This is a genomic window from Nocardia sp. NBC_01503 (genome assembly GCF_036327755.1).
Taxonomy (GTDB): Bacteria; Actinomycetota; Actinomycetes; order Mycobacteriales; family Mycobacteriaceae; genus Nocardia.
Genome location: NZ_CP109596.1, coordinates 6028340 through 6054727 on the forward strand (window position 1 = coordinate 6028340; position 26388 = coordinate 6054727).

At 67.4% G+C, this 26388-nt stretch carries 20 protein-coding genes; 8 read left to right on the top strand and 12 right to left on the bottom strand.

The window, feature by feature from the left end; translation table 11 throughout:
• Positions 1-156: 156 nt before the first annotated feature.
• From OHB26_RS27400 to OHB26_RS27425, 6 genes are all read right to left on the bottom strand, one after another.
• Complete coding sequence (locus tag OHB26_RS27400) at positions 157-900, bottom strand: CBS domain-containing protein (protein WP_330180127.1); 744 nt, start codon at positions 898-900, stop codon at positions 157-159.
• A 224-nt stretch (positions 901-1124) separates the two neighbouring features.
• The gene (locus tag OHB26_RS27405) at positions 1125-1592 is read right to left on the bottom strand and encodes a DUF2231 domain-containing protein (protein WP_330180128.1); all 468 of its coding nucleotides are present in this window, start codon (positions 1590-1592) and stop codon (positions 1125-1127) included.
• A 94-nt stretch (positions 1593-1686) separates the two neighbouring features.
• Positions 1687-2679 carry a potassium channel family protein gene (locus OHB26_RS27410; protein ID WP_330185801.1) on the bottom strand — a complete coding sequence of 331 codons (993 nt, stop codon included), beginning with the start codon at positions 2677-2679 and terminating at the stop codon, positions 1687-1689.
• A 61-nt stretch (positions 2680-2740) separates the two neighbouring features.
• The gene (locus OHB26_RS27415; RefSeq protein WP_330180129.1) at positions 2741-3787 is read right to left on the bottom strand and encodes a zinc-dependent alcohol dehydrogenase family protein; all 1047 of its coding nucleotides are present in this window, start codon (positions 3785-3787) and stop codon (positions 2741-2743) included.
• Between the two features lie 25 nt (positions 3788-3812).
• Complete coding sequence (locus OHB26_RS27420) at positions 3813-4370, bottom strand: flavodoxin domain-containing protein (protein WP_330180130.1); 558 nt, start codon at positions 4368-4370, stop codon at positions 3813-3815.
• Positions 4371-4461: 91 nt separating this feature from the next.
• Positions 4462-5337: a DUF302 domain-containing protein gene (locus OHB26_RS27425; RefSeq protein WP_330180131.1), complete on the bottom strand. Its 876-nt coding sequence runs from the start codon at positions 5335-5337 to the stop codon at positions 4462-4464.
• Positions 5338-5833: 496 nt separating this feature from the next.
• On the opposite strand from OHB26_RS27425, the gene OHB26_RS27430 reads away from it, so the two are divergent.
• From OHB26_RS27430 to OHB26_RS27440, 3 genes are read left to right on the top strand one after another with little or no spacing between them, the layout of a single operon-like run.
• Complete coding sequence (locus OHB26_RS27430; RefSeq protein ID WP_330180132.1) at positions 5834-6736, top strand: universal stress protein; 903 nt, start codon at positions 5834-5836, stop codon at positions 6734-6736.
• 32 nt (positions 6737-6768) lie between these two features.
• A complete protein-coding gene (locus tag OHB26_RS27435) occupies positions 6769-7761 on the top strand; it encodes an Acg family FMN-binding oxidoreductase (protein ID WP_330180133.1) in 993 nt (330 codons plus the stop codon).
• Between the two features lie 28 nt (positions 7762-7789).
• Entirely contained in the window at positions 7790-8686 is an 897-nt protein-coding gene (locus OHB26_RS27440; protein ID WP_330180134.1) for a universal stress protein, read from the top strand.
• Between the two features lie 2 nt (positions 8687-8688).
• Here OHB26_RS27440 and OHB26_RS27445 read toward each other — a convergent pair whose 3' ends face one another.
• Positions 8689-10401, bottom strand: a complete 1713-nt coding sequence (locus tag OHB26_RS27445) for a GAF domain-containing sensor histidine kinase (RefSeq protein WP_330180135.1) — start codon at positions 10399-10401, stop codon at positions 8689-8691.
• A gap of 312 nt (positions 10402-10713) precedes the next feature.
• On the opposite strand from OHB26_RS27445, the gene OHB26_RS27450 reads away from it, so the two are divergent.
• Entirely contained in the window at positions 10714-11160 is a 447-nt protein-coding gene (locus tag OHB26_RS27450; RefSeq protein WP_330180136.1) for a pyridoxamine 5'-phosphate oxidase family protein, read from the top strand.
• Here the strand turns inward: OHB26_RS27450 and mgtA are convergent.
• The 4 genes from mgtA to OHB26_RS27470 all read right to left on the bottom strand — a co-directional run bounded on the left by mgtA (position 11123) and on the right by OHB26_RS27470 (position 17017).
• Positions 11123-13771 carry a magnesium-translocating P-type ATPase gene (gene mgtA, locus OHB26_RS27455; RefSeq protein WP_330180137.1) on the bottom strand — a complete coding sequence of 883 codons (2649 nt, stop codon included), beginning with the start codon at positions 13769-13771 and terminating at the stop codon, positions 11123-11125. The two genes, OHB26_RS27450 and mgtA, sit on opposite strands and share 38 nt — an antisense overlap.
• Positions 13768-15204, bottom strand: a complete 1437-nt coding sequence (locus OHB26_RS27460) for a bifunctional aminoglycoside phosphotransferase/ATP-binding protein (protein ID WP_330180138.1) — start codon at positions 15202-15204, stop codon at positions 13768-13770. The genes mgtA and OHB26_RS27460 overlap by 4 nt, the downstream gene beginning before the upstream one ends.
• Positions 15205-15305: 101 nt before the next feature.
• Entirely contained in the window at positions 15306-15947 is a 642-nt protein-coding gene (locus tag OHB26_RS27465) for a response regulator transcription factor (RefSeq protein ID WP_330180139.1), read from the bottom strand.
• Positions 15948-16000: 53 nt separating this feature from the next.
• Positions 16001-17017, bottom strand: a complete 1017-nt coding sequence (locus OHB26_RS27470) for an Acg family FMN-binding oxidoreductase (protein WP_330180140.1) — start codon at positions 17015-17017, stop codon at positions 16001-16003.
• A 159-nt stretch (positions 17018-17176) separates the two neighbouring features.
• On the opposite strand from OHB26_RS27470, the gene otsB reads away from it, so the two are divergent.
• A complete protein-coding gene (gene otsB, locus OHB26_RS27475; protein WP_330180141.1) occupies positions 17177-21217 on the top strand; it encodes a trehalose-phosphatase in 4041 nt (1346 codons plus the stop codon).
• Here the strand turns inward: otsB and OHB26_RS27480 are convergent.
• Complete coding sequence (locus OHB26_RS27480; protein WP_330180142.1) at positions 21153-21359, bottom strand: hypothetical protein; 207 nt, start codon at positions 21357-21359, stop codon at positions 21153-21155. The two genes, otsB and OHB26_RS27480, sit on opposite strands and share 65 nt — an antisense overlap.
• Positions 21360-21588: 229 nt before the next feature.
• On the opposite strand from OHB26_RS27480, the gene OHB26_RS27485 reads away from it, so the two are divergent.
• The 3 genes from OHB26_RS27485 to OHB26_RS27495 all read left to right on the top strand — a co-directional run bounded on the left by OHB26_RS27485 (position 21589) and on the right by OHB26_RS27495 (position 26373).
• A complete protein-coding gene (locus OHB26_RS27485; RefSeq protein WP_330180143.1) occupies positions 21589-22512 on the top strand; it encodes a universal stress protein in 924 nt (307 codons plus the stop codon).
• A gap of 12 nt (positions 22513-22524) precedes the next feature.
• The gene (locus OHB26_RS27490) at positions 22525-24906 is read left to right on the top strand and encodes a phosphoketolase family protein (protein WP_330180144.1); all 2382 of its coding nucleotides are present in this window, start codon (positions 22525-22527) and stop codon (positions 24904-24906) included.
• A 198-nt stretch (positions 24907-25104) separates the two neighbouring features.
• Positions 25105-26373, top strand: a complete 1269-nt coding sequence (locus OHB26_RS27495) for an APC family permease (RefSeq protein ID WP_330180145.1) — start codon at positions 25105-25107, stop codon at positions 26371-26373.
• Positions 26374-26388 lie beyond the last annotated feature (15 nt).

Below are 26388 nucleotides of genomic sequence, written 5' to 3' on the forward strand. Positions count from 1 at the left end.
GCGCGCCGCGACGTCGAAGTAGGGGCGCAAGTACGCGTGGCGTATGCCTTTGGTCCCGTCGGATCTCGGATCCGACCGAGTTGTGCCGCAGTGTCTTCGGCCCGGGCGGGCGGTGCGATGCGGCTCGAGGAAATCGTTCGACTGCCGTCGCCGGGTTCACGAATGCTGTTGACGCGCGGGGGATTCCCTCGGTTCGATGAAACGATGCAGGATGCCGACGTTCTCCGGTTCCGGGGGTGGCAGATGCGTATCGTCGAAGTCCGTGGTGAGTTCGTGATGGACGTAGATCACACCGTCCACGGAGGCGACCAGCCGGGTGATGATGTCGATCATGCTCTGCCGCTCCACTTTTCCCTGGAGCGAGACGACACCTTCGGTTACCCCGACCGATACATCGGACGGCGGAACACACATGGCCGCGGTGAGGACGTCGCCGCGGATCTCGTCGGCGATATCCGAGTCCGAACGGCGGTGAATGGACAGCACGTCTCTGCGGCTCAGAATGCCCTCCGGTTTGCCGTTCGCGTCGACCACCGGGAGCCGTTTGACGCCGTGCCGGGCCAGCAGCGCGGCGGCGGTACTGAGACGGTCGGTGGCGCGCACGGTGATCACCGGGGTGGTCATCAGCTCGGCCGCGGTGCGGGCGGCGAGGCGGCGGCTGATCGCCCTGCGGTGCAGTCGCCGCCGGACCGGTCCGGGTCCGGCGCCACCGGCCTGGGCATGGCGAAGCAGCAGATCGGCCTCGGTCACGATGCCGGTGACCCGGCCGTCCGCGTCCACGACGGGTACGCCACTGATGCGATGCGTGGCGAGCAGGCGGGCGATCTCGTGGAACTGCGCATGCCTGCGCACGGTCACCACTTCGCGTGTCATGACATCGGCGACGTGGTTGTGCCTCATGACGGAACTCCAGCTTCTACGGAACCGTCGACACCGATGGTGACGGGCGTGCGCAGCCCCGCCGATCGTCGCGAATTCCCTTGGCGGCGTTCGCTTCATCCGATTCCGTACCACCAGCCTCCGGCGCGATGGTGAGGTGCGCTAGGGGCGACATGCACGAGGTGAAGGGACCAAAGCCCCCTGGCGGGGGCGAACCGAACGTGGTCCGCGCGCGATGTGGTCGCTCAGGACTGGGCGGTGACACCGGCCCAGGTCGAGCGACTGCCGGACTCGCCGATCCGGTAGATCTGCACGGTCGCGGCCACACCGGTGGCGATGGTGAGCGCCACGACCAGGCCGACGAGAAGGCGTGACAGCGAACGTCCCCGGGTTTCCCGGACATGGACGAACGCCAGCAGTGCCGCTGCCACGAACAGCGCCAGGGCGAAGTAGATGAAGGTGTCGCCGAGGTGAGTGTGGTCGCGCAGGAGCGGGTTTCGGCCCACGTGATGTTCGAGCCATTCACCCGCCTCGGTGGTGACCGGGGTCAGGATCAGCACCGCGGTGGCGAGCGCGAGGGTCGGCCAGGCGAGACGGCGCCGCGCGGTGGGCCATACCGCCGCCACGATCGCCGATATCGCCGTCAACGGCGCCAGCACCACGATGAAGTGGACCAACAGGATGTGGGTCGGAAGGCCATTGAAGGTCGACATCGCACGCTCTCTCTCGGATGGACCGGGTTGCGGTCAACCTTTCACACCGGCGCTGAGAAGACGCTGAGGCCCAGCGGTGAGATCGTTGCGGTGCTCAGCTGGTGGCGTGCGTGCGCACCGCGTCGAGCTGGGCCGGGGTGCCGAGCACGATGAGAATGGAGTCGGTCTGCAGCTGGGTATCGTCACTGGGATTGGCGATGAAGCGGCCGGTGGAGGTTCGCAGGGCCAGCAGCAGTGCGCCGGTGGTGTGGCGCAGCGCGGTGTCGGTCAGGGAGCGGCCGATCAGTTGTGATTGCGGCCCGACCTCGATCTCCTCGATGCGGTATTCGAGGGAATCGTCATGCATGACCACGTCGAGGAAGTCGGCGACATTGGGTTGCAGAGCGAACGCGGCCATCCGCCGCCCGCCGATCAGCTGCGGGTTGACCGCTCGATTCGCGCCCGCGCGCAGCAGTTTGGATTTGGAGCTCTCGGTGCGCGCCCGGGCGATGATCACCAGATCCTCGCGCATGGCCCGGCTGGACAGGGTCACGTAGACATTGTCCGCATCGCTGTCCAGGGCGGCGATCAGGGCGTGGGCATGCTCGATTCCGGCCGCCTGCAGCACGCTGTCGTCGGTGACATCGCCGAGAATGTTGGGATATTCGATGTCCAGCAACCGTTGTGGATCCCGGTCGATGACCACGATGGTCCGGCCGAGACTCTCCAGATACTTCGCGGTGGAACACCCGACCCGGCCCCATCCGCACACGATGATGTGCCCGCGCATCCGGAATATCTGGCGATCCATTCGTCTCCGCTCGAGGTGGTGGCGCAGATGGCCTTCGATGAGGGCCTCCAACAGGACCCCGAACATATAGAACACGGTGCCCGCACCGACGAGTATGAGCACCATGGTGAACATCTGACCGGTCGGTGTGAGGGGATGGACCTCACGGAAGCCGACGGTCGAAATCGTGGTGACGGTCTGATACAGCGCGTCCAGGAGTCCGAAGCCCAGGATCAGGTAGCCGAGTGTGCCCGCCAGCAGCACCAGCAGGAACGCGACTATCACACGGCTGATGCGGGCCAACGGATTCACGTTCAGGATTGTGGCATTCGGCGCCACCGTGCGCCCGATCGCGGGCGCACGGCGGCGCAGGGGCCACCTACCGATCGGCCGCAACGACGACCTTCAGCGCGCCGGTCTCGCCCGCGTTGGCGAATGTCTCGTAGGCGCTCGCGAATTCGTTCATCCGATAGTGGTGGGTGATCATCGCGGACGGATCGAGCCGGCCGCTCTCGATGAGCCGGATCAGCCGCGGGATCGAGTAGGTGTCGACCAGCCCGGTGGTGATGGTCAGATCGCGGATCCAGATGTTCTCCAGATGGAGTGTGGCGGGCTTGCCGTGCACACCGATATTGGCGACGTGGCCACCGGCGCGCGCGAGCTCCACCGCGGTTTCGAAGGTTTCGGGGATACCGACCGCCTCGATGCTGACATCGGCGCCGAGTCCGCCGGTGAGCTCGCGGACGATATCGAGCGGGTTGTCCCGGCCGCTGTTGACGATGACGTCGGCTCCGATCTTCCGGGCCGCCTGCAAGCGGCTGTCGGCGAGGTCGATCGCGACGATATGGCCGGGGCTGTACAGGTTCGCGGTGGCGATGGCGGCCAGGCCGATGGGTCCCGCCCCGATGATGGCGACCGTATCGCCCGGTGTCACAGTGCCGTTCAGCACGCCGACCTCATAGCTGGTGGGCAGGATATCGGCCAGCATGAGCATCTGCTCATCGGTGATCGACTCCGGAATCGGATAACTGGAGGTGTCGACGAACGGTACCCGGACCAATTCGGCCTGGGTGCCGTCGATGAGATGGCCGAAAATCCATCCGCCACCACCCAGGCACTGACCGTAACGACCCTCCCGGCAGAACCGGCAGGCACCACAGGAACTGATGCAGGACAACAGAACACGCTCGCCGACGTGGCGGGTACGCACACCGGAACCGACCGCGACGATGGTTCCGACGGCTTCATGTCCGAGGATCCTGCCGGGCGTGAATTCGGGAACGTCACCCTTGAGGATGTGCAGATCCGTACCGCAGATGGTGACCGCGTCGACCCGCACGATCGCATCGGTCGGGGATTCGATGACGGGATCGGGGACCTCATCCCAGGACTTCTGCCCCGGACCGTGAAAGACCATGGCGCGCATAGCGGTTCTCCTTGCGGGGGTGTGTTCAGGGGTGTGCCGGAATGTATTTCGGGCTGGACAGTCGTAGTTCCGTGGCGATGGAATCGATCCACCCGCTGATGGCCGGCCAATCGCGCAGATCGCCGTAGCGGGGGCCACCGAGCAGCCGATAGAGGGTGCGAGCGCCGAGCGAGACACCCGCGCGCTCGTAATGACCCGCGAAGGGACGGTATTCACGGGGGTTCAGCGAATCACGCACGGCGGCTATCTGTTTCGGAACGGCGCGGCCCGTCCGACGGCCGATCGGTCCCTGCAGCGCCGGACCCAATCCGACGCTGAACAGCCACACCGCGCGGGCGGCCAGTTCTTTGGGGTGCGCCCGGATGTAATCGGTGAGCGGCGGTAACAGGGCCCTGTTGTGCACGGCGCTGCCGAGGATGACCGCGTCGAAACGGGAGAGATCGGGGGCGTGCTCGGCATCGGCGACCTCGACGGTGGCCCCGCGCGCGGTCAGGTTCGCGGCGATGAACTCGGCGATCTCGCGCGTCGAGCCCTGCGCGGTGGCGTAGATGACGGCGATGCGGGGGAGTGTGTTGGTTTCCATAGGTCGAGCCTGCGCTCGGCGCCGGTTTTCCTCGAGAGGACTCGTACCCGTGCTCGCCGGGACCATCGTCATCGTCTTCTCCGCATCGGGCTCAGGACGCCGCGGTCACCGGTGGACGCAGGCCGCCGAGGGTCTGGGCGAGCAGTCGGTGCGCGTCGTCGGCGATCGGCTCCAACTCCTGCTGGGCGGTGGCGCGGACCAGGATGCTCGGATCCGCGGCCTCCACGATCACGCCGGTCGCATCGGCACGCACGACCACGCTGCGCGGCAGCATTCCGGCCTGTCTGTCGGCCAGCAGCGCCCGGGAGGCCAGCCGGGGGTGGCAGATGCCGAGCATGAGGTGCTCCTCGATGTGCTCACCGGTCTGCTCACGCAGCATCGCCTGCATATCGGTTTCGGAGATGATTCGAAAACCGTTCTGTCGCAGCGCGATACGTGTCAGCTCGACCGCATCGGCAAATGATCCGTCCAGATGTACCGCGATGGTGGGCGAGGGCGCGACCGGAATTCTGATCTCGGTGATCAGTTGGCGCGGATCGCTCACCTCGTCCGGACCGATGAGGTATGCCTCGGTGGGTGGGCCGACCGGGCGGCATCCGGCATCGGAAAGCCATTGCCGCAGTGCGCGATAGGCGGCGTCGATGTCTTCGTATGCGCCGCGATGGCAGGTTCTGGCCACCAGCACGGGCGGTTGGATGACGAGCTGGGCACCCGTGCTGGGGCCCAGTGCCGGTGCGGGCTCGATGGGCAGGCCGAAATCCACCGTGATGGTGTCGCCCGCGGTCAGCTCATGGTGGAAGGTGATGGTCGGCGCGCCGCTGGCGGTGAGCCCGGCGCGTTCGGTCACCTCGGTCAGCCGCTGCATGCCGTTCACGATGCCGTCGGTCAACAGGTCCGGGCGGATTTCGAGTGGGACGCGCACCACCGCCTGAGGCGCGGTTTCGCAAAGTGACACCCGGTATTCCATGGAACCTCTCCCTTCACTGGTCATATCCCCAGGGTGTGCCATGACGGCCGGTCGGGCACAGGGACGAAGGTCATGGCGTGCGCGGCAGAAGGCCGGACCTTCACAGCGGCCCGCGGGCAATGGACCGAGGTCCTCTCTCACCGATGACCGACGACCCGACCGGACGGTACCGTCGGCATGCCGCAGCGCCGTCGAAGCGGTGACTTTCGGTTCTGTGATCGCCATCGCACGCGGCGCAGGATCGAGATATGGCATTCGATCGGTTCGCGAATCCCCCGCGGGACACGGTGACGACGAAGTACGAGACTCCCGTTGGCGGATTGCGTTATCGGGGAAGGCGTTCGGGCCGCCTTACCGCGCCGCCCGTCGCGATGAACAGGGTGGACGACAGCGTCGTCGTCCGAATTGGGCTGGCTGCCACAAAGGCGTGGTGGCGCACTTCCGGTCATCGCATGACCGACCCGATCTCTTCCCGCCGCTTCCCATAGGAGTACCGATGACCGAGAACGCCACTTTCGCAAACGATTCCGCCAACCCGCCGATCGTGGCCGGAGCCGACGGCTCCGAGATTTCCTACCAGGCGGTGGCCTGGGCGGCGATGGAGGCCGAATCGCTCGGCGCGCCACTGCACATCATCACCTCGTTCGGCATCGTGACCGTCCTGGAATCCCGGACCGCCTTGGGCGCGGGGGAGATGGCGGCGCTGCGTGCCGAGGGCCAGCGGGTGCTCTCCGAGGCGGCGGAGATCGCCCGACATGCCGCACCCGGCGGAAAGCTCTCCGTCACCACCGAACTCACCTTCGATCTGATCACCCCCACACTGCTCGATCGTTCGAACCACGCCCGCATGCTGGTCGTGGGCAACCGTGGCCGCGGCGCCATTCGCCAGGCTCTGCTGGGCTCGGTGAGTACCGCGCTCTCCCGGCACGCGCACTGCCCCGTGGCCGTGGTGCACGGTGTGGCCCGTCCCGGCGCGGACGCCGAGACCGCGCCCGTGGTGGTCGGGGTGGATGGCACCCCCAACAGTCTGCCCGCCGTCGAGTTGGCGTTCGCGGAGGCCTCTCGGCGTAAGGTGCCGCTGGTCGCGGTGCGCGCCTGGAGCGATTCCAGCGGATTCGATCTGCCGGTGGTCGGCTGGGACGTGATCCGCGAGACCGAGGACATCCTCCTCGAGCGTGGGCTCGCGGGCTACAGCGAGCGCTACCCGGACGTCCACGTCGACCGGTACATCGCCTGCGACACTCCGGCGCGAGCGCTGCTCGAACATGCCGAAGGCGCCCAACTGCTGGTCGTGGGCAGCCACGGCCGCAGCGGCTTCACCGGCACCGTGCTCGGCTCGGTCAGCACCGCGCTGCTGCATACCGCCCCGTGCCCGGTCATCGTGGTGCGCCAACCTTGATTCGCGCCGCGAATCCTTCGGAAGGACAAGAGATGTCGTACGTGCGTCCCGATACCGACACCCTGCGGGCGGCCTTGACGCTCGCGGTGCGCGCACCCTCGGTGCACAACACCCAGCCGTGGCTGTGGCGGATCGGCGACTCCACCATTCAGCTCTACGCCGACGAGAGCCGCCGGCTGCCGTACGCCGATCCCGACAGCCGCGAACTCGTGGTGAGTTGTGGTGCGGCACTGCATCATCTGCGGGTGGCGCTGCGCGCGCTCGGCTGGGAGACGCTGGTGCGCCGCTTCCCGAATCCGGCAGAGCCACGACACCTGGCATCCATCGAGGTATGGCCCACCACGCCCGACCCGCACGACATCCGGATGGCGCGGGCGATTACCGCGCGCCGCAGTGACCGCCGCCGCTTCACCTCCTGGGAGGTGCCCGCGGGGCAGGTGGCCAAGGTGATGGCCGCGGGCAAGGCCCCGGGTATCGCGATACACCATATCGATGCGACCGGTGAACGAACCCGGTTGTTACGCATGTTCACTCGGGCCGCACTCGAGCACGCACAGGATCCCGGATACGCGGCGGAGCTGCGGGCGTGGAGCGGTCAGCACGCACTGTCGTACGGTGTCCCCGCCCGCAATGCGGTGGTGGCCGCGGATCCGACGGTCCGGGGATTCACCGATCCATTGCTGCCCGAGGCGGTGCTACGCGATACCGAGGAATCCTCGCGGATGCTGGTGCTGTGCAGCGGATCCAACGATCTGCCGGCGTGGCTGCGGGTCGGCGAGGCGGCCAGCGCGGTACTGCTGACCGCGACCGTGCACGGACTGGCCACCTGCCCGCTCACCGAACCTTTGGAGCTGCCGCAGTTGCGCGAGCGTATTCGCGCGGACATCCTGGGCGGTTTCGGTTATCCGCAATTGATGATCCGCATGGGTTGGGCGGCCAGTAGCGCCGCCGCCATCCCCCCGTCCCCGCGACTCGCCCTGGACGAGGTCGTCCGCCCACTCGAACCCGCCGAAATCACAGCGTAGAACCACCATGTGGAAATAGGAGAAAACCATGACATCGCAGCATGATTCGCGACCGAAAGAACCCAATCCGCCGATTGTCGTCGCCGTCGACGGCTCGGCCATCTCGTATCAGGCGGCCGCTTGGGCGGCGGCGGAGGCGGCCCTGCACGGCTGCCCACTGGAGATCGTCAACTCGGTGGCCGTGCCTACCGGGTTCGGTCCGGGCATGGTGTTGACCGATTCGGATGTGCAGTGGCTGTACACCGATGGTCAGCGCGTGGTCGCCGAGGCGACCCGGGTGGCGCGGGCGAGCGGTGTCGGCAACGGGCTGGAGATCACGACGGATGTCACGCTGGAGCCGACGATTTCGTACCTGCTGGCCCGTTCGCGCGAGGCCCGGCTGGTGGTGCTCGGCAGTCGTGGGCTGGGTGCGCTGCGGCGGGGTCTGCTCGGCTCGGTCGTCGCGGCGGTCTCGCATCACGCGCAGAGCCCCGTCGCGGTGATCCACGGCTCCGCCGCGGCCGATCCGGTATCGGCTTCGAAGCCGGTGCTGGTCGGGGTGGACGGCTCGCCCAACAGCGTGCCCGCGCTCGAACTCGCCTTCGAGGAGGCGTCCCTGCGCAAGGTGGGGCTGACCGCACTGCACGCCTGGAGTGATGTCACCGGAATTCCGCTGCCCGGCTGGGATTCGATCCGCGAGCAGGAGATGGAGGAGTTCGCGCAGCGGCTCGCGGGCTTCGGTGAACGCTATCCCGATGTGGAGGTGAACCGAATCCTGGTGATGGACAGGCCGGTTCGCGCGCTGCTCGACGAGTCCGAGAACGCGCAACTGCTGATCGTGGGCAGCCACGGGCGCGGTGGATTCACCGGCATGCTGCTCGGCTCCACCAGTGCGGCGCTGCTGCACAGCGTCGACTGCCCGATGATCGTGGTGCGTCAGAGCTGAAGTCAGCTCAGCGGCACCGACCAGCGCAGCCGGGTGCCGTGGTTGTCGGCGCCGCGGGTGATCGCGAAATCGCCGCCGACCTCCTCGGCCCGGCCCGCCAGATTGTTCAGTCCGCTCGGGGTGATGTCGTCGGGGATCCCGACGCCGTCATCGGAGATGAGAATGGTCAGATCATCGGCGACTTCGACCGCCACGGTGAGGTTTTCGGCCTTGGCGTGGCGTACCGCATTGCTGACCGCCTCCCGCACCACCGCCTCGGCATGGTCGGCCAAGTCGGGCTGTACGACCGAGAGCGGTCCCGAGATGCGCAGTGAGGTGCGCAATTCGAGTTGTCCGGTGTGCTGTTTGAGCACCTGCTCCAGGCGCTGCCGTAACCGGGTGCTCTGACTGTTGCCCCCGTGCAGGTCGAAGATCGAGGTGCGGATCTCCTGTACGACATCCTGGAGGTCGTTGATGACCTCCGAAAGTCGTTGCCGCACTTCGGGCGCGCGAGCGCGGGACGCGGTGCTCTGCAGGGTCAGGCCGGCCGCGAACAGCCGCTGGATGACATGGTCGTGCAGATCGCGCGCGATCCGGTCACGATCGGTGAGGACATCGAGTTCACGGACGCGCTGCTGCGCCTCGGCCATCTGGATGGCCAGGGCCGCCTGATCGGTGAATGCCGCTGCCAATTCCAGGATTTCGTCGTCGAACAGCGGAGCGGCGACCGGACGCACCATGACCAGTACGCCGAAGGTCGAGCCCTGGGTGTGCAACGGCAGGATCAAGGTGGGCCCGGCATCGGCGATGGGTTTGCCCAGATCGATGTCGGCGACATTGTCGAAGCGCAGCGAGATGCCCTCGACGAATGAGCGTCCGATCTCGGTATCGGTGGTCCTGGCGGCCAGGGCGCTGGGACCCTGCCCGGTCCCCGACCATTGGGCGACCCGCAATTCGGTGATCTCATCGGGCGGGCATTCCGGATCGTCGCTGATGGCCAGGAACACCTGTTCCGACTGGGTGAGACTGCGCGCGTGCTCGACCAGCTCGGCCAGCACCTCCTCGGCGTCGGTGCCCGCCAGGAACGAGGTGGCGATATCGCGGGTCGCCTCGATCCAGGCCTGCCGACTGCGCGCCGATTCGTACAGCCGCGCATTGTCGATGGCGGTGCCCGCGGCGGCGGCGAGCGCCCGGACGATGACCTCGTCGTCCTCGGTGAACAGTTGACCGCCGGACTTCTCGGTCAGATACAGATTGCCGAAGATCTCATCGCGAATGCGGATGGGTACGCCCAGGAATGTCTGCATCGGCGGGTGATTGGGTGGGAATCCGACCGAAGCCGGATGATCGGCCAGTATCTCCAGCCGAATAGGGGTCGGCTGCTGTAACAGCAGCCCGAGCACCCCGCGCCCCTCGGGTAGATCACCGATATGGGCAGCGGTGACCTCATCGATACCTTCGTGGATGAACTGGGTCAGCTGCTGGTCGCTGCCGCGCACACCGAGCGCACCGTACCGGGCATCGACCAGGCTGATGGCGGTGCGCACGATGGTGCGCAGCGTCAGATCCAGATCGAGCCCGGAGGTCACCGTCAACATGGCCTCGACCAGGCCGTCCATCCGGTCGCGAGCATCGATGATCTGCTCGATGCGGTCCTTGACCTCGGACAACAGTTCCCGAAGTCGCAGTTGCGACAGGGTCTCACGTACGGAGAAGGAGTTGTCCCGAGGTTCCACGGTGTCTGGCCTGTCCTAGTGCCTATGCCCGCCTCGCGAGCCGTGGCGTGCCCACAGTCTATTCGGACATGGCGACCGCTGTGATCGACGCGATCGGGCGGTTCTGGTCGGCGCCGGCGTCAGTGCTCCGACGGGCCGGTAGGGGGAGGGTGCCCGACGGCGAGCGGATCGGGACCTTGGACCCTGTCGAAGTGGGTCGGCTGGGTGTTGACATGGACAAAGAGGTCGGGGTCGGTAGAGAGGTGTGTCGGTTATGGGTATGGCTGAATCGGTGTCGGGTCGAGTACGCGACTTCGAGACGGATGCGCCGGCATGAGCGGGATTTCGGAGGGCGGTTTCGGTCCGCGGCGGGCCGTACCTATCCGGCGGGCCGAGGCGCTGCGCCTGCTGGCGAGTGTGCCGTTCGGACGGGTGATCTTCACCCGGGACGCGCTGCCCGCCGTTCGCCCGGTGAACCATTTCGTGGAAGACAGTGAGATCGTGGTCGTGCGAACGCGGCTCACCTCCAGGTTGACCTCGGCGGTGCGCGCCGAACCGGATGTGGTGGTGGCCTATGAGGCCGACGATATCGATCCGGTCGCGCAGCTGGGCTGGTCGGTGGTGGTCACCGGAATCGCCCGTCCCGTCACCGATCCCGAGCGCGTCGAACGCTATGAGCGACTGCTGCGTCCCTGGGTGGAGGGTTCGATGGACAGTATCGTGGCGATCGAACCGACGCTGGTCAGCGGTATCCGGCTGGTGGAGGAGAAGGCCGGCTGAGGGCCGACCTGGAGCTGAATCGGGCTGCGCGGCGGTGTATTCGGTGTTCGGGAACGCGTTCGCGCCGGACCGAAACCTGTGGCGGATTGCGGAAGAACCGGTGTTTGGCGGTCTCCGCGAGCGCGAGGTAGACCACGATCATGGCCGCCAGCGCCAGGAAGAACCCGGCGGGCAGTGCCGCGAAGCCCAGACTGGGCGCGAGCGGTGTGAATGGCAGCACCGCGCCGATGACGACCACGGACAGCGTCGAAATCATCAGGGCCACGCTGGGTCTGCTGCGGAAGAACGGTGTGCGGCGGGTGCGGATCACATAAAGCACCAGCGTCTGGGTGGCGAGGGACTCAACGAACCATCCGGTGTGGAACAGGGTTTCACCGGCATGGAATACACGCAGCATGATCGCGAAGGTCGCGAAGTCGAACACTGAGCTGATCGGGCCGAAGACCAGCATGAAGCGCTGGATCAGGTGGATATCCCAGCGTGCGGGCCGGGCCAGCTGCTCGTCATCGACACTGTCGGTCGGAATCGCCAATTGGCTGGCATCGTAGAGCAGATTATTGAGCAGGATCTGGGCGGGCAGCATCGGCAGGAACGGCAGGAAAGCCGAGGCGCCCGCGGCGCTGAACATATTGCCGAAGTTGCTCGAGGTGCCCATGAGCACATACTTCATGGTGTTGGCGAAGACCCTGCGGCCCTGGGTGACTCCGTCGGCGAGCACCCCCAGGTCCTTCTCCAGCAGCACCACGTCCGCGGCGTCCTTGGCCACATCGGTGGCCGAATCCACCGAGATGCCGACATCGGCCGCGTGCAGCGCGAGCGCGTCATTGACCCCGTCGCCGAGGTAGGCGACATCGATGCCGAGCGTGCGCTGCGCCCGCACGATCCGCGCCTTCTGTTCGGGACCGACGCGCGCGAAAATTGTTGTGGTGTGCAGTTTCTCGACGAGCTCGGCATCGCTGAGCCGGTCCAGTTCGATGCCGGTCAGCGATTCCCCCGGCGGCATGCCGAGCTGCGCGCAGACGTGGGCGGCGACCTTCGGGTTGTCGCCGGTGATCACCTTGACCCGTACTCCGAGTGCGGCCAACCGCGTAATCGCCTGGGGTGCGGTGGCTTTGGGCGGATCCGCGAAGACCAGGAAGCCGCGCAGGGTCAGCTCGCGTTCATCGTCCAGGGTCGCGCCGTGGCGACCGGGCAGCGTGCGGGTCGCCACCGCGACGACACGGTGCCCGGTCGCGAACTCCACGTCCAGGGCGTTCCGGGCGGCGACCGATACCTCGGTGCAGCGGGCCAGCACCGCCTCCGGAGCCCCCTTGGTCAGCAGCATCGGTTCGTCGTCGGCGGTGCGCACCAGCACCGACACCAGGCGTCGATTGTGATCGAAAGGCAGCACGGTCAGCCGCTGATACCCGGCCGCCTGTTCGGTGAACGCCCGCGAGGCCGTCCACAGCGCGGTGTCCAGGGCGTCACCGCCACTGAGTACGCCATCCTGCACGGTGGCATCGGTGCAGGCCAGCCCCAGTATCCGGGTGTCGTCGCAGCTCGCGCCGGCCGGTCCGGCCGCGCGCAGGAATTCGATCCGGCCCTCGGTGAGCGTGCCGGTCTTATCGGTGAACAGCACCTCGATATCGCCGAGATCCTCGATGCAGACCAGGCGTTTGACCAGTACCTTGTGCTTGGCCAGTGCGCGTGATCCGGCGGCCAGGCTGGTGGAGACCACCGCCGGCAGCAATTGCGGTGAGATCCCGACCGCGATGGCCAGGGAGAACATCAACGCGTCCAGGATCGGCCGATGCAGCACCAGGTTGATCGCGAAGATGCCTACGGTCAGTGCGGCCGCGACGCGCACCAGCAGCATCGAGAAGCGGCGCAGTCCGACCTGGAATTCGGTCTCGGGCTGCCGCTGCCCCAAACCGAGTGCGATACGGCCGAATTCGGTCCCGCCACCGGTGGCGATCACCACACCGCGCCCGCGCCCCGCGGTGACGACGGTCCCCATCAGCGCGCAGCAGTTCGGCTCGGCGTCGGCGGGGACCGGCTCGACGGCCTTGTCCACCGGTATCGCCTCTCCGGTGAGCACCGACTCATCGCACTGCAAGCCGTTCACCGACAGCAGCCGCACATCGGCGGGCACCAATTCGCCCGCGCGCAGGTCGACGAGGTCGCCCGGGACCAGGTCGATCACATCCACCGAGCGGGCTCGCCCGGCGCGCAACACCTCGACCCGATGCCGGATCCGGTCGTGCAGCGCCTGCGCCGCGCGTTCGGCGCGATATTCGTTGACCGCGCCCAGCCCGACCGAGACCGCCACGATCACCGTGATGACGATGGCATCGGTGTGCTGACCGAGGAAGAAGGACACCGCGGCCGTGCCCGTGAGCAGCAGGAGCAGCGGAGAACGCAACTGGCGCAACAGGACCGGCCACAGCGTGGCACGATGTGAGCGCACCGCATTGGGGCCGAGCAGACGGAGCCGTCGCGCGCTCTCGGTATCGGAGAGTCCGGTCGCGTCCACGTCGAGCGCCCGCTGCACGGCGGCGGCGTCCTGGGTCGCGGCCACGGCCACCGGAATCGGGCGGACCTCGGCGGTGGCGGTCGTCAGCAGCTCGGTCATCGGGAGGGCGCACCCGTCGCGGCCTGTTGCCAGCGGTCCCATGCGGCGGTGACCGTCTGCTCCAGTGCGCCACCGGTATCGAGCACGGCGGCCTCCGGCCAACAATCGGCCGATGCAGCCATGGCCCGCGCGATCTCGGGGGTCGCGTCGGAGGTGGTGTGCGGCCTGCTGAGGATGCGGTCTTCGGCGCATTCGGTATCGCAGACGCATTGCAGCGCAATGAATTCGGCGTGGGCATCTTTGGCGGTATCGGCGGCCCGGGTGCGGTCGGCGGCGTCGAGCCAGCTGGCGTCGAGGATTACCGAGACCCCGCGCTCGAGCTGAACCCTGGCCCGCTCCAGCAGTTCTGCGTACACCTGTGCCCGTGCGCCCGGTCGATAGGCGCCCGCGCCGTAGGTGCCGCTCGTACCGGTGATGGCACCGCCCGCGCGCAAGCCCGCCCGCATGGTATCGGTGGCGATGACCTCGGCCCCGGCACGGGCGGCCAATTCCCTTGCGACAGTAGATTTTCCGGTACCGGGCAGACCGCCGACCAGGACCATCCGCACCGCACCCTCCTCGAGATGTCGCAGCGCCAGTTCGATATGCCGCAGCGCGTGCCCGTCGGCCTCGGTATCGCCCTGTCCGGCGCGAATCCGGTCGGTCTTGGCCCGGACCATCGCGCGATAGGCCAGATAGTGATGCTGTAGCGAGACGGGCGGGGTGTCTCCGGCCGCGTCCAGATAGGCGGTCAGCAGTTCCCGCGCGAGTTCGGGGTGGCCGAGGAATTCGATATCCATGGCCAGGAACGCGATATCGTCCAGACCGTCCACGTAGCGCAGCGAGTCGTCGAAGTCGAGGCAGTCCAGAATTCGGAATCCGTCCGGCATCGCGAAGATGTCCTCGGCGAGCAGATCGCCGTGTCCGTCCAGCATGCGGCCCGCCGCAATGCGTTCGGTGAGCAGGGCTTCACGTCCGTCGATGAAGCGCAGTGCGAGGTGTTCGATTCGTGCGATGGGACCGGAATCCGCGGTCTCCGCGGGATGATGCAGTAGTGCCCGCCACCGTGTGCGCAGGGCCTCCGGTGTCCCGGCCCGATCGATCGTCTCGTCCCGCAGTGCCGTCCGATGGAAGTCCGCGACAATCGTTGCCAGGGTGGAGAGTTCGCCCGCCGTGATCGAACCGGCGGAGACCATGGTGCCGAGTCGCCGAGAATCGGGCATACGCCGCATCACCAGAATCGGCTCGGCGGGTCCGCCCTCGGGGTCGGTGAGTTCGGCCAGGCCCAGATACGCATCGGGCGCGAGCCGCTGATTCAGGACGAGCTCACGCCGCAGCGCGGCCGCGCGCGCCGCGTGCGTGGTGAAATCGAGGAAGTCGGTGGCGATGGGTTTCTTCGCCTTGTACGCGCGATCGCCGCAGAGCAGGACCACTCCGGAATGAGTCTCTCGCACAGCCGAATACATGATCCCAGCATCCGCCGGACACCGGTGCGAGGGTAGGGGAGCTGCGCACGAAACGCGGTGACCAAAGCCCCTCGGCACCGGCCCCGCCGCTAATGCTCTTGGCCGGTGCGGAGTTTGGAGGCGTAGACCGCGGCCTGGGTGCGCCGCTCCATACCGAGCTTGGCGAGCAGTCGCGAGACGTAGTTCTTGACCGTCTTCTCGGCCAGGAACATCCGCTCGGCGATCTGCCGATTGGTGAGACCGTCGCCGAGCAGGTCCAGGAGTTTGCGCTCCTGTTCGGTGAGCCCGGCGAGCGGACCGTCGGGCCGGGCGCTGTTGCGTAGCCGGTCCATGAGCGCGGCGGCGGCGCGATTGTCCAGCAGTGAGCGGCCCGAGCCGACCTCCTTGATCGCCTTGGCCAGCTCCATACCCTTGATGTCCTTGACCACATATCCGCTGGCACCGGCGAGGATGGCATCCATCATGGCCTGCTCGTCGGTGAACGAGGTGAGGATGAGGCAGCGCAGATCATCGACGCGGGAGAGCAGTTCGCGGCAGAGCTCGATGCCGTTGCCATCGGGCAACCGGACGTCCAATACCGCCACATCGGGGCGCAGCGCGGGAATGCGGGCGAGCGCCTGCGCGACATCGGCGGCCTCGCCGATCACGCTGAGTTCGGGATCGCTGTCGAGCAGGTCGACGAGTCCCCGCCGGACGATCTCATGATCGTCAACCAGAAATACCTTGATCATTGCCGGGTCCGATCTCGAAGTTGAAGGTAAGGACCAAGGTAGCCCTCAGGAGGTCACCGGGGGATGGTCGAAAGTCCCTTATCGGGCTGATTGGGCGCGGTGACGGCGAAGATCTGCCCGAGTGGCAGCCTGGGGGTCGCCGGAACGGTGCCGGCGGCCTCGGGCACGGAGCCGATGCGCACGAGCACCTGCGGCGGCTCCGTGAGTCCGGTGATACCGCGAATCACGGCCCGGCTGTGCGGCAATTCGGTCATATGGGTGAGCGGGCAGGTTGCCAATCCCATCACGGTGCATTCGAGCAGCAGGGTGGAGAGCGCGGCACCGCAGCGCACCCACTCCTCCGGGGAATCACCGGCCGAGAGCGCCACCACGAGCGATTCGTCGACCGTCCTCTCCGCGCGGCGGTCAGATCCGCCGACCGCGGGCAGCGGGCGGGCGATATCGACCCGCGCCTGTTCACCGGTGGAGAGCCGCGACCGCGGCGGAATCCCGGTGCTGCCGAAGGAACGCCCTGCCCACCACTGCAATTCGGATTGATATGCCGAGTCGTAGCGGCGCATCGCGGCGCTGAGAGCGGAGGCGCGCGCCAATTCGGGTCGCGCTCGCTCGGGCAGTACGGTCAGCACCGCGTCCTCCCGATCGATCACGATGCGCAGCACGATCTCCAGGTCCCGTTGCTGGGCGGGCGGGCCGAAGGGCAGTCGATCGGTGTGCCGCCGGATGATGGCCGCGCCACGATCCCGGTCGGCGTCGGTGACGATGCGCGCCTGCGCGAAGTACACGGTCGCCAGATGATCATGCCGGGTGGGATTCGGGAAATACGCCACCGTGGTCTGCCAGCCCGCCGCGGCCAGCGCCGAGCGCAGGTGGCCGAGAGCCACACCGCAGCTGATGAGCATCTGACGGCCCGATCCGTCGGTGTACGGCAGCATCCGGGTGTGCACGGAGTGCAGGCGCAGCACGGTGCCGTCGAACTCCCAGCGCCAGGGCTGACTGTTGTGCAGTGACGGTGCGCGCCCGGAGAGTCGGACGGCCCGTTCGATGGTTTCGCCGGAGGGTACTTGACTCATGCGCCCACGCTATGTCCGGCGCGCTGCGAGCGCAGGAGCCCTTGGTCCTCAATTCGACAGCGCCCGGCTCTGTTTCGACCCCCGGCCGGGAGCCGGCGGCGATCTTCGCAAGGACCTGCGACCCTAGGCGAATGGGGCAAAACGGCGCACTCTGGTGTCGTGGACGAATCCGGAATCGCGACCGTGCTCATCGATTCGCGCCGCCATGACGCGGTCATCTTCGATATGGACGGTGTGGTCACCGACAGCGCCGCGGTGCATGCGGCGGCGTGGCGGCAACTCTTCGACGAGTTCCTGGCGGCGCGTGAGCCGCACGCGGGCGAGGATCACACTCCCTTCACCTCCGACGACTACCTGCGCTGGGTCGATGGTGAGCCGCGCTATCGCGGCGTAGCCGATTTCCTTGCCGCGCGCAGCATTTCGCTGCCTCCGGGCGCGCCCTCGGATGCCGAGGACGCCGGAACCATGTGCGCACTCGGTAACCGCAAGGATCGCCTGTTCCTGGATCGCCTTGCGCGGCAAGGCGTCCCGGCTTTCGAATCCACCGTCGCGCTGGTGCGCCGCCTCCAGGCGGCCGGTGTGGGCGTCGCGATCTTCTCCGCCAGCCGCAATTGCGCGCAGGTGCTGCGGGCCGCCGGAATCGGTGATCTGTTCCCGGTGCGGGTGGACGGCATCGTCGCCGAGGAGCTGGGATTGGCGGGCAAACCCGATCCGGCGATGCTGCTCGAGGCCGCGCGCCGACTGGGCGTGCCCGCCGAGCGCACGGTGGTGGTGGAGGATGCCGAAGCCGGGGTCGCGGCCGGGCGTGCGGGCGGATTCGGCCTGGTGATCGGGGTGAACCGCGCAGACCACGCCGATCGGCTCTATACCCGCGGCGCGGATGTGGTCGTCGATGATCTGGCCCGGGTGCGGCTGCGCAGCGGATTCCGTCGCATGTCGGAGGTCCCGGACGCGCTGGCCGCGTGGGCGCGAATCGGGGATCTGCTCGATGTCGGGAAGTCGGCCGTACTGCTGGATTTCGACGGCACCCTGGCCGAAATCGTGAACGATCCGGGCGCGGCCACCCTGGTGGACGGCGCCGCCGATGTACTGCGGCGATTGGCGCGGACCTGTCCGGTGGCCATTGTCAGCGGTCGTGATCTGACCGATCTGCGCGCCCGCGTCGGCGTCGAGGGAATCTGGTACGCGGGCTGTCACGGGTTCGAACTGCAGGCCCCCGATGGCACCGAGCAGCTGCACGAGGTGGCTCCCGGGGCCGAGCGGGTGATCGCCGACGCCGCCGCGCGGCTCCATGACCGGCTGGCGAAGATCGACGGAATCCGGGTGGAGCACAAGCGATTCGCCGTGGCCGTACATTACCGGCAGGTGGCTCCCGGGCGGGTCGCGGCCGTCGTCGGTATCGTGCACGAGCTCGCTCGCGAGACCGGGCTGCGGGTGACCGGTGGCCGCAAGGTCGTCGAACTGCGCCCGGATATCGACTGGGACAAGGGAACCGCGCTGCGCTGGATTCTCGATCGGCTCGGGGCGCCTGCCCTGCCGGTGTACATCGGCGACGACCTGACCGATGAGGACGGTTTCGACGCCGTGGAGTCCGATGGTCTCTCGATAGTGGTGCGTCACGGTGAGGATGGTGACCGCCGCACCGCCGCCCGCTACTCGCTCGCCGGTCCCGCGGCGGTGCGCGATCTGCTGGGCGCGCTCACCACCCTGCTGCGCACCGAAACCGACTCCGCCGCATCGGATTCCTGGGTGCTGGCCTTCGACGGCTACGATCCGGCGCGAGAGCGACTGCGCGAGGCGCTGTGCGCGGTGGGGAACGGCTACCTCGGCAGCCGGGGTGCCGCCCCGGAGTGCGCGGCGGGGGAGCGGCACTATCCGGGCACCTACGTGGCCGGGATATACGACCGGCTCACCGACCGGATCGCCGGGCGCACGGTCGACAATGACAGCCTGGTCAATTTGCCCAACTGGCTGCCAATCACCTTCCGGATCGAGGACGGGCCGTGGTTCGAGCTCGACACCGCCGAATTGCTCTCCTACCGAGTGGAATTCGATCTGCGCCGGGCAGTGCTGACCCGATCGCTCCGGTTTCGGGACGAGGCCGGGCGGATCACCGCGGTGCGCCAGCGTCGCTTCGCCGCCATGCACGAGCCGCACCTGTGTGCCCTCGAGACCTCCATTACCGCCGAGAACTGGTCGGGCACACTGGTATTCCGTTCGATCGTAGATACCGGGGTGGAGAATTCACTGGTGCGGCGGTACTCGACGCTGTCGAGTACGCACCTGGAGCATGTGGTGGTGCGTGAGCTTTCCCCCGAATCGGTGCTGGCGGCGGTGCGCACGATCGGCTCGGCCGTACCCGTCGCGGTAGCGGCGCGGAGCACGCTGCATCGCGATGATGTGAAGTTGCGCCCCGCAACCGAACTCGTCATGCGCGACCGTGTCATCGGGCACGATCACACCGTCACCCTCGGCTCGGGTGAGACGGTGCAACTGGAGAAGGTCGCGTCCATCGTCACCGGGCGTGATCACGGCGTCTGCGGCCCGGAGGAGGCGGTCCGGCGCGGGCTGGCCGCCGCGGGTGACTTCGCGCAACTACTCGCTGGGCATACCGCGGCATGGGTGCACCTGTGGGATCGGTTGCGCATCGACGTGGATGGTGGCGGCCGGATTCCGCAGGTGGTGCGGCTGCATCTGCTGCATCTGGTGCAGACCCTGTCGCCGCACACCGCTGATCTCGACGTCGGGGTGCCCGCGCGCGGGCTGGCGGGCGAGGCGTATCGAGGGCATGTGTTCTGGGATGAGCTGTTCGTCTTTCCCGTGCTGAATCCGCGCTTTCCGAGTGTGGCGCGGGCGCTGCTGCACTACCGCTATCGCAGACTGCCCGAGGCGCGCCGGGCGGCCGCCGCCGACGGGCTCTCGGGGGCCATGTTCCCCTGGCAGTCCAGCGGTGACGGGCGCGAGGAGAGCCAGCGCATGCATCTGAATCCGCTGTCGGGGCATTGGAATCCGGATCCCAGCTCGCGCGCGCATCACATCGGCAGCGCGATCGCCTACAACACCTGGCAGTACTACCAGACCACCGGCGATATCGAATTCCTGACCGATTACGGTGCCGAACTGCTCGTCGAGATCGCCCGATTCTGGGCGAGCAGCGCGGAGTACGAACCCGACCATGATCGCTACCATCTGCGCGGCGTCATCGGCCCCGACGAATTCCACACCGGCTATCCGCGCGCGCCGCTGGCGGGCATCGACGACAATGCCTACACCAATGTGATGGCGGTCTGGACGATCCGATCCGCTTGTGCGGCATTGGAATTGCTCAGTCCGCGGACGCGCGCGGAGCTGCTGGAGTCACTCGGCGTCACGCCGCAGGAGCGGGCCCGCTGGGAGCATGTGGGACGCCGTATGTTCGTGCCGTTCCACGATGGAGTGATCAGTCAGTTCGACGGCTATGAGCAATTGGCGGAGCTGGATTGGGACGGCTACGGGCAGCACTACGGGGATATCCAGCGGCTGGACCGCATCCTCGAGGCGGAGTCCGATGACATCAACCGCTACCGCGCCGCCAAACAGGCCGACGTGCTGATGCTGTTCTATCTGCTCTCCGCCGACGAATTACGCGATGTGCTGGGGCATCTCGGCTATGAGCTGCCCGGTGAGATGATTCCGCACACCATCGACTACTACCTGGCGCGGACTTCGCACGGTTCGACTTTGAGCGCGCTGGTGCACGCCTGGGTGCTGGCGCGGGCGAATCGCGCACAGGCGATGGACTTCTTCGAACGGGTCCTGGACTCCGATGTCGCCGATATTCAGGGCGGCACCACCGAGGAGGGAATTCACCTGGGGGCCATGGCGGGAAGTATCGACCTCGTACAACGCTGCTTCACCGGACTCGAAATCCGGGACAACCGTTTGATATTCAACCCGCGCTGGCCGGAGAGTATGGGGGAGTTGGGCTTTCCCATGTTCTATCGGGGTCATCGACTCAGCGTGCGGATCGACGCGACAACCCTGGAGGTCAGCGCGGATCCGGGCACGGCCGATCCGATCGAGGTGTACTGCGGCGGCCAGACCGAGGAACTGGCGGCCGGTGGCACGGTGCGCATGACACTGCCTCCGATGCGGCTCACAACCGCCAGTGACCCACACCCCAGCGCACCAGCGCCAGCGCCACGCCCAGATACTCGATGAACGCGAGATACACCAGAATCGAGCCGTACAGCTGCGCCCAGGCGGACAGGTGTGCGGTGGCGGACGGCACCGCGATGATCATGGCGGCGCCGATCATGACGGCGAAGGTGGCGATCGGGTTCGGGTCCGTGCGCGAGGTCATGCCGCACAGCTTCTCGCTTCGGCGGATTCGGGCAGCAGAGCCGATTTCCCCACCGGCATGGGACCAAAGACCGTGAAAGTCCTGCCCCGCTCATCTCGGTCCCGAACCCGGGGGTCTTTAGCCCCTGATCCGGTGACGATCGACCGCATCCCCGATCATGTCCGGATTCCTACCGTTGAAGCACAGGCCCGACCGGGCTCGAAATCAGCACAGCACAACGGAGGTCGCGATGACACCGCAGGACTATCAGGATCCGCATCAGCTGGCCTCCGCGGCCGTGCTGGTCGGAGTGGACGGCTCACCCGGATCGGAGATCGCACTGCGGTGGGCCGCGAACTTCGCGGCTGGGCGCGGGCGCGAACTTCGGATCGTGCACGGTCTGGATCTGGTCGCCGCCAGCAGTGTGGTCGGCCCGTACGAGGTCATCACCCCGCCCCTGATCGACAGTGTGCGTGCGCACGGTGCCGCGCTCATCGCCCGCGCCGAGTTGATCGCCCGCGGAGCCGATCCCGAACTGCGGGTATCGACCCTCGTCACGGCCGATACCGGAGGGGCGCTGCTGCTCGAGCACAGCGCCACCGCCTACGCGATCGTGCTCGGTGCGACCGGAAACACCGGAACCCTGGGCCATCTCGGTTCGACGCTGCTCGCGGTGACCGCGCATGCCCAGGGCAAGGTCATCGTGGTGCGCCCGGATCCGAAGTCGGACAATACCGTTCACACCACCGGACCCGTCGTGGTCGGTATCGACGGTGGTCCGATCAGCGAGGCCGCGATCGAGGCCGCCTTCGTCGAAGCCGCCGAGCGCGGTGCCGATCTGGTGGCGGTGCACGTCTGGAGTGATTGGGATACGGGCAGATTCGCCGGACATGACGCCTCGGTCCTGCTGGACGATTTCGAAGAGGTCGAGGAGGCCATCCTGGCCGAACGGCTCGCGGGTTGGCAGGAGAAGTACCCGGAGGTCGATGTGATCCGCCGGGTCTACTTCGCCGGCCCCGCCGCACAGCTGCGCGAATGGTCCGAGCACGCCCAACTGGTCGTCGTCGGCAATCGCGGTCGCGGCGGCTTCCTGGGCCTACTGCTCGGCTCCACGGCCCACGCACTGGTCCAGCACGCGTACTGCCCCGTCATGGTCGTTCACGGCGAGAAGTGAGACGGGACCCCGATGACGATCCACATGCCCGGCGCGAGTCTGCGTGCCCAACCCGATCTGCACGATCTGGACGCCTGGTGGCGGGCGGCGAACTACCTCTCCGTCGGGCAGCTCTATCTGACCGACAATCCCCTGCTCACCGAACCCCTGCGGCCCGAACACATCAAACCTCGGCTGATCGGGCACTGGGGCACCGTGCCCGGTATCACCCTCACCTACGCCCACCTCAATCGCGCCATCGCCCGCACCGGCCAGGAGATGATGTTCGTACTCGGACCCGGGCACGGTGCGGCCGGGCTCAATGCCGCCACTTGGCTCGAGGGTACGTACACGACGCGACACCCGGAGGTGAGCCAGGACCTCGCCGGCATGCGGGAGTTGTTCCGGCAGTTCTCCTTCCCGGGCGGGGTCCCCAGTCACGCCGCCCCGCACCTGCCGGGCTCCATCCACGAGGGCGGTGAACTCGGGTACTCGCTGGCACACGCCACCGGGGCGGCGCTGGACAATCCGAATCTCGTGGTGGCCTGCATGATCGGTGACGGCGAGGCCGAAACCGGTGCGCTGGCCACCAGTTGGCACGGCTCGGCGTTCCTGGACCGGATCGGCGATGGGACCGTATTGCCGATCCTGCATCTCAACGGCTACAAGATCGCCAATCCCACCCTGCTGTCCCGCATGCTGCGCAGCGAGCTGGACGGCCTGCTGACCGCGCACGGCTGGGAGCCGATGTACGTCGAAGGCAGCGACCCGGCCGAGATCCATCAGCGCTATGCGGTCGTACTCGACGATGCGATGGAACGCATTCGGGAGATCCGGGACGACGCGGACCACGGCTACGGCCCGCGCAACCCGTACCGGCCGATGATCGTGCTGCGCACACCCAAGGGCTGGACCGGTCCGGCGATCGTCGACGGTCTCCGGGTCGAAGGCACCTTCCGTTCCCATCAGGTACCCCTGACCGAGGTCCGTGAGAATCCGGAACACCTCGCGCAACTGGAACACTGGATGCGGTCGTACCGTCCCGAGGAGCTCTTCGACGCCGCCGGTCGGCCGGTGCACCGGATAGCGCGGCTGCACCCCGAACACCTGCGCATGAGTGCGAACCCCGCCGCGCACGGGCACACCACCGTGAACCTGCGATTGCCCGATCCGGCCGACTACGCCATTGGGATCACTTCTCCCGGAACGGAATTGGCCGAGGCGACGCGCGTGCTGGGGGAGTATCTGCGCGATACGCTCGTCGAGAATCCGAAGAACCTGCTGTTCTTCTCACCGGACGAGCACGCCTCCAACCGGCTCGACGCCGTACTCGAGGTCACCGGAAGACGCTGGCGCAGCAGGAGATTGCCGGGTGACGATCGGCTGTCGCCGGACGGCCGAGTGCTGGAGGTGCTCTCGGAGCATCTGTGCCAGGGCTGGCTGGAGGGTTATCTGCTCACCGGTAGGCACGGGGTGTTCTCCACCTACGAGGCGTTCGCCCACATCATCGACTCCATGGTGGTGCAGCATGCCAAATGGCTGCATATGGCCGCCGAATTCCCTTGGCGGGAACCGATTCCCAGCCTCAACTACCTGATCACCTCGCATGTGTGGCGGCAGGACCACAATGGCGCCTCGCATCAGGATCCGGGCTTCATCGACCATGTGCTCAGCAAGCGCCCCGAGGTCAGCCGGGTCTACCTGCCGCCGGATGCCAACTGCCTGCTGCACGTCTTCGACCACTGCCTGAGTACTCGCGGATTGGTGAATGTCGTGGTGGCGGGTAAACAACCGGCCCTGCAATACCTCGACAATGAGCGGGCTCGCGCGCACTGTGAACGCGGCCTGGGCGTCTGGGAGTGGGCGGGTTCGAGCCAGGACCGCCCGGTCGACGTGGTTCTGGCCTGCGCCGGTGATGTCCCCACTCAGGAGACCCTCGCAGCCGCGGCGCTGCTGGGTGAACTGGCCCCCGATCTGTCGGTGCGCGTGGTCAATGTGGTCGATCTGGCCCGGCTGTTCCCGCCGGACCGCCACCCGCACGGCATCCCCGACGTCGAATATCGGGCCGTATTCACCGAAGCCCCGGTGATTTTCGCCTTCCACGGCTACCCGTGGCTCATTCATCGCATCGCCTACCGCCGGCCCGGTCACGATGTCATGCACGTGCACGGATTCATCGATAACGGCACCACCACAACGCCTTTCGACATGTGCGCGATGAACGGCATCGACCGCTATCAGCTCGCCATCGCGGCACTGGCCGAGGTGCCCCGGCTGGCCGATCGCCTCGACGGCCTCGCCGACCACCTGCGCGCCGAACTCGAACAGGCCCGTCGTTACCTCCGCGTACACGGCGAAGACCCACCCCACATCGCGAACTGGAGACTCCCGCACATCGACCACCTCGGCGGCTGATCGGAGCCGGCGAGGACCCGGACTGCCCGATGCGGAGGGCGTGCCGCACGGGCAGTCCGTGGTGTCGGAGACGGTCTGCGCGCGCGAGCCGTCGATCGGGCTGAGTCGTCCGTTCACATCGGAGTACCCGTTCGGTACCCGAGGTGGCCTACGGTGTGGGTTCGTCCGGTCCGATCGCCGCAGGGAGCTGTATCCGTCATGTCCGAACTCAGCCCTGAAGAGACTCGATTGCGGCGTCGGCTGGGGCTTTTCGACGCGGTGACCATCGGGCTCGGATCGATGATCGGTGCGGGGATCTTCGCGGCGCTCGGGCCCGCGGCCGGTGCGGCGGGGTCCTGGGTGTTGATCGCGCTGGCCTTGGCGGCGGTGGTGGCGTACTGCAATGCCACCTCGTCCGCGCGGTTGGCCGCGCGCTATCCCGCCTCGGGTGGCACCTATGTGTACGGGCGGGAGCGGCTCGGCGAGTTCTGGGGGTATCTGGCGGGGTGGGGGTTCGTGGCGGGGAAGACAGCCTCCTGCGCGGCAATGGCTCTGACCGTCGGGGCGTACGTGTGGCCCCGGTACGCGCATCCGGTCGCGGTCGCGGCGGTGGTGGCGTTGACAGCGGTGAACTATCGCGGGGTGCGTAAGTCGGCGGCCCTCACGCGGATAATCGTCGCGATCGTGCTGGCGGTGCTGGCCGCCGTCGTCATCGCGGCGCTGAGCTCGGAAACCGCGGATGCGGCGCGGCTGCACCTGGGCGGCGATACCACCGCCCGTGGGGTGCTGCAGGCGGCCGGGTTGCTGTTCTTCGCCTTCGCGGGCTACGCGCGCATCGCGACGCTCGGTGAGGAGGTGCGGGATCCGGCGCGAACCATTCCACGAGCGATTCCGATGGCGCTCGGCCTCACGCTGGTGGTCTATATCGCGGTCACCGTGGCGGCGCTGCTGGTACTCGGTCCGCACGGATTATTCACCGCCACAGCGCCATTGGCCGAGGTGGTACGGGCCGCCGGAGTGCCCGGGCTGGCACCGGTGGTGCGGATCGGCGCGGCTGTCGCGGCGCTGGGATCCCTGCTGGCGCTGGTGCTGGGGGTCTCGCGCACCACCTTCGCCATGGCCCGCGACCATCATCTTCCGTTCGTGCTGGCGCGGGTCCATCCCCGTTTCGGGGTGCCGCATCGGGCAGAGCTGGCGGTCGGGGTGGTCGTGGCGGTACTGGCGGCGACCGTGGATGTGCGTGGTGCGATCGGGTTCTCATCGTTCGGGGTACTCGTCTACTACGCGATCGCGAACGTCTCGGCGTGGACCCTGCGGCCCGAGGAAGGTCGCCCACCGCGCGTGATTCCGTTGCTCGGCGTAGCGGGTTGCCTCGGGCTCGCCTGCTCGCTCCCGTGGGCTTCGGTTTTGTGGGGAAGCGCAGCCCTGGTGGCCGGCGCGGTCATCTACCTCGCACGTAAGCGGTGGGCGGTTTCCGCGCCGTCCTGAATCAACCTGTACTCG

What these genes read in the sequence shown, in the direction of transcription:
- OHB26_RS27400 (WP_330180127.1), bottom strand. Translation starts at nt 900, where the DNA reads ATGAGGCACAACCACGTCGCCGATGTCATGACACGCGAAGTGGTGACC.
- OHB26_RS27405 (WP_330180128.1), bottom strand. Translation starts at nt 1,592, where the DNA reads ATGTCGACCTTCAATGGCCTTCCGACCCACATCCTGTTGGTCCACTTC.
- OHB26_RS27415 (WP_330180129.1), bottom strand. Translation starts at nt 3,787, where the DNA reads ATGCGCGCCATGGTCTTTCACGGTCCGGGGCAGAAGTCCTGGGATGAG.
- OHB26_RS27420 (WP_330180130.1), bottom strand. Translation starts at nt 4,370, where the DNA reads ATGGAAACCAACACACTCCCCCGCATCGCCGTCATCTACGCCACCGCG.
- OHB26_RS27425 (WP_330180131.1), bottom strand. Translation starts at nt 5,337, where the DNA reads ATGGAATACCGGGTGTCACTTTGCGAAACCGCGCCTCAGGCGGTGGTG.
- OHB26_RS27430 (WP_330180132.1), top strand. Translation starts at nt 5,834, where the DNA reads ATGACCGAGAACGCCACTTTCGCAAACGATTCCGCCAACCCGCCGATC.
- OHB26_RS27435 (WP_330180133.1), top strand. Translation starts at nt 6,769, where the DNA reads ATGTCGTACGTGCGTCCCGATACCGACACCCTGCGGGCGGCCTTGACG.
- OHB26_RS27440 (WP_330180134.1), top strand. Translation starts at nt 7,790, where the DNA reads ATGACATCGCAGCATGATTCGCGACCGAAAGAACCCAATCCGCCGATT.
- OHB26_RS27450 (WP_330180136.1), top strand. Translation starts at nt 10,714, where the DNA reads ATGAGCGGGATTTCGGAGGGCGGTTTCGGTCCGCGGCGGGCCGTACCT.
- mgtA (WP_330180137.1), bottom strand. Translation starts at nt 13,771, where the DNA reads ATGACCGAGCTGCTGACGACCGCCACCGCCGAGGTCCGCCCGATTCCG.
- OHB26_RS27465 (WP_330180139.1), bottom strand. Translation starts at nt 15,947, where the DNA reads ATGATCAAGGTATTTCTGGTTGACGATCATGAGATCGTCCGGCGGGGA.
- OHB26_RS27470 (WP_330180140.1), bottom strand. Translation starts at nt 17,017, where the DNA reads ATGAGTCAAGTACCCTCCGGCGAAACCATCGAACGGGCCGTCCGACTC.
- OHB26_RS27480 (WP_330180142.1), bottom strand. Translation starts at nt 21,359, where the DNA reads ATGACCTCGCGCACGGACCCGAACCCGATCGCCACCTTCGCCGTCATG.
- OHB26_RS27485 (WP_330180143.1), top strand. Translation starts at nt 21,589, where the DNA reads ATGACACCGCAGGACTATCAGGATCCGCATCAGCTGGCCTCCGCGGCC.
- OHB26_RS27490 (WP_330180144.1), top strand. Translation starts at nt 22,525, where the DNA reads ATGACGATCCACATGCCCGGCGCGAGTCTGCGTGCCCAACCCGATCTG.
- OHB26_RS27495 (WP_330180145.1), top strand. Translation starts at nt 25,105, where the DNA reads ATGTCCGAACTCAGCCCTGAAGAGACTCGATTGCGGCGTCGGCTGGGG.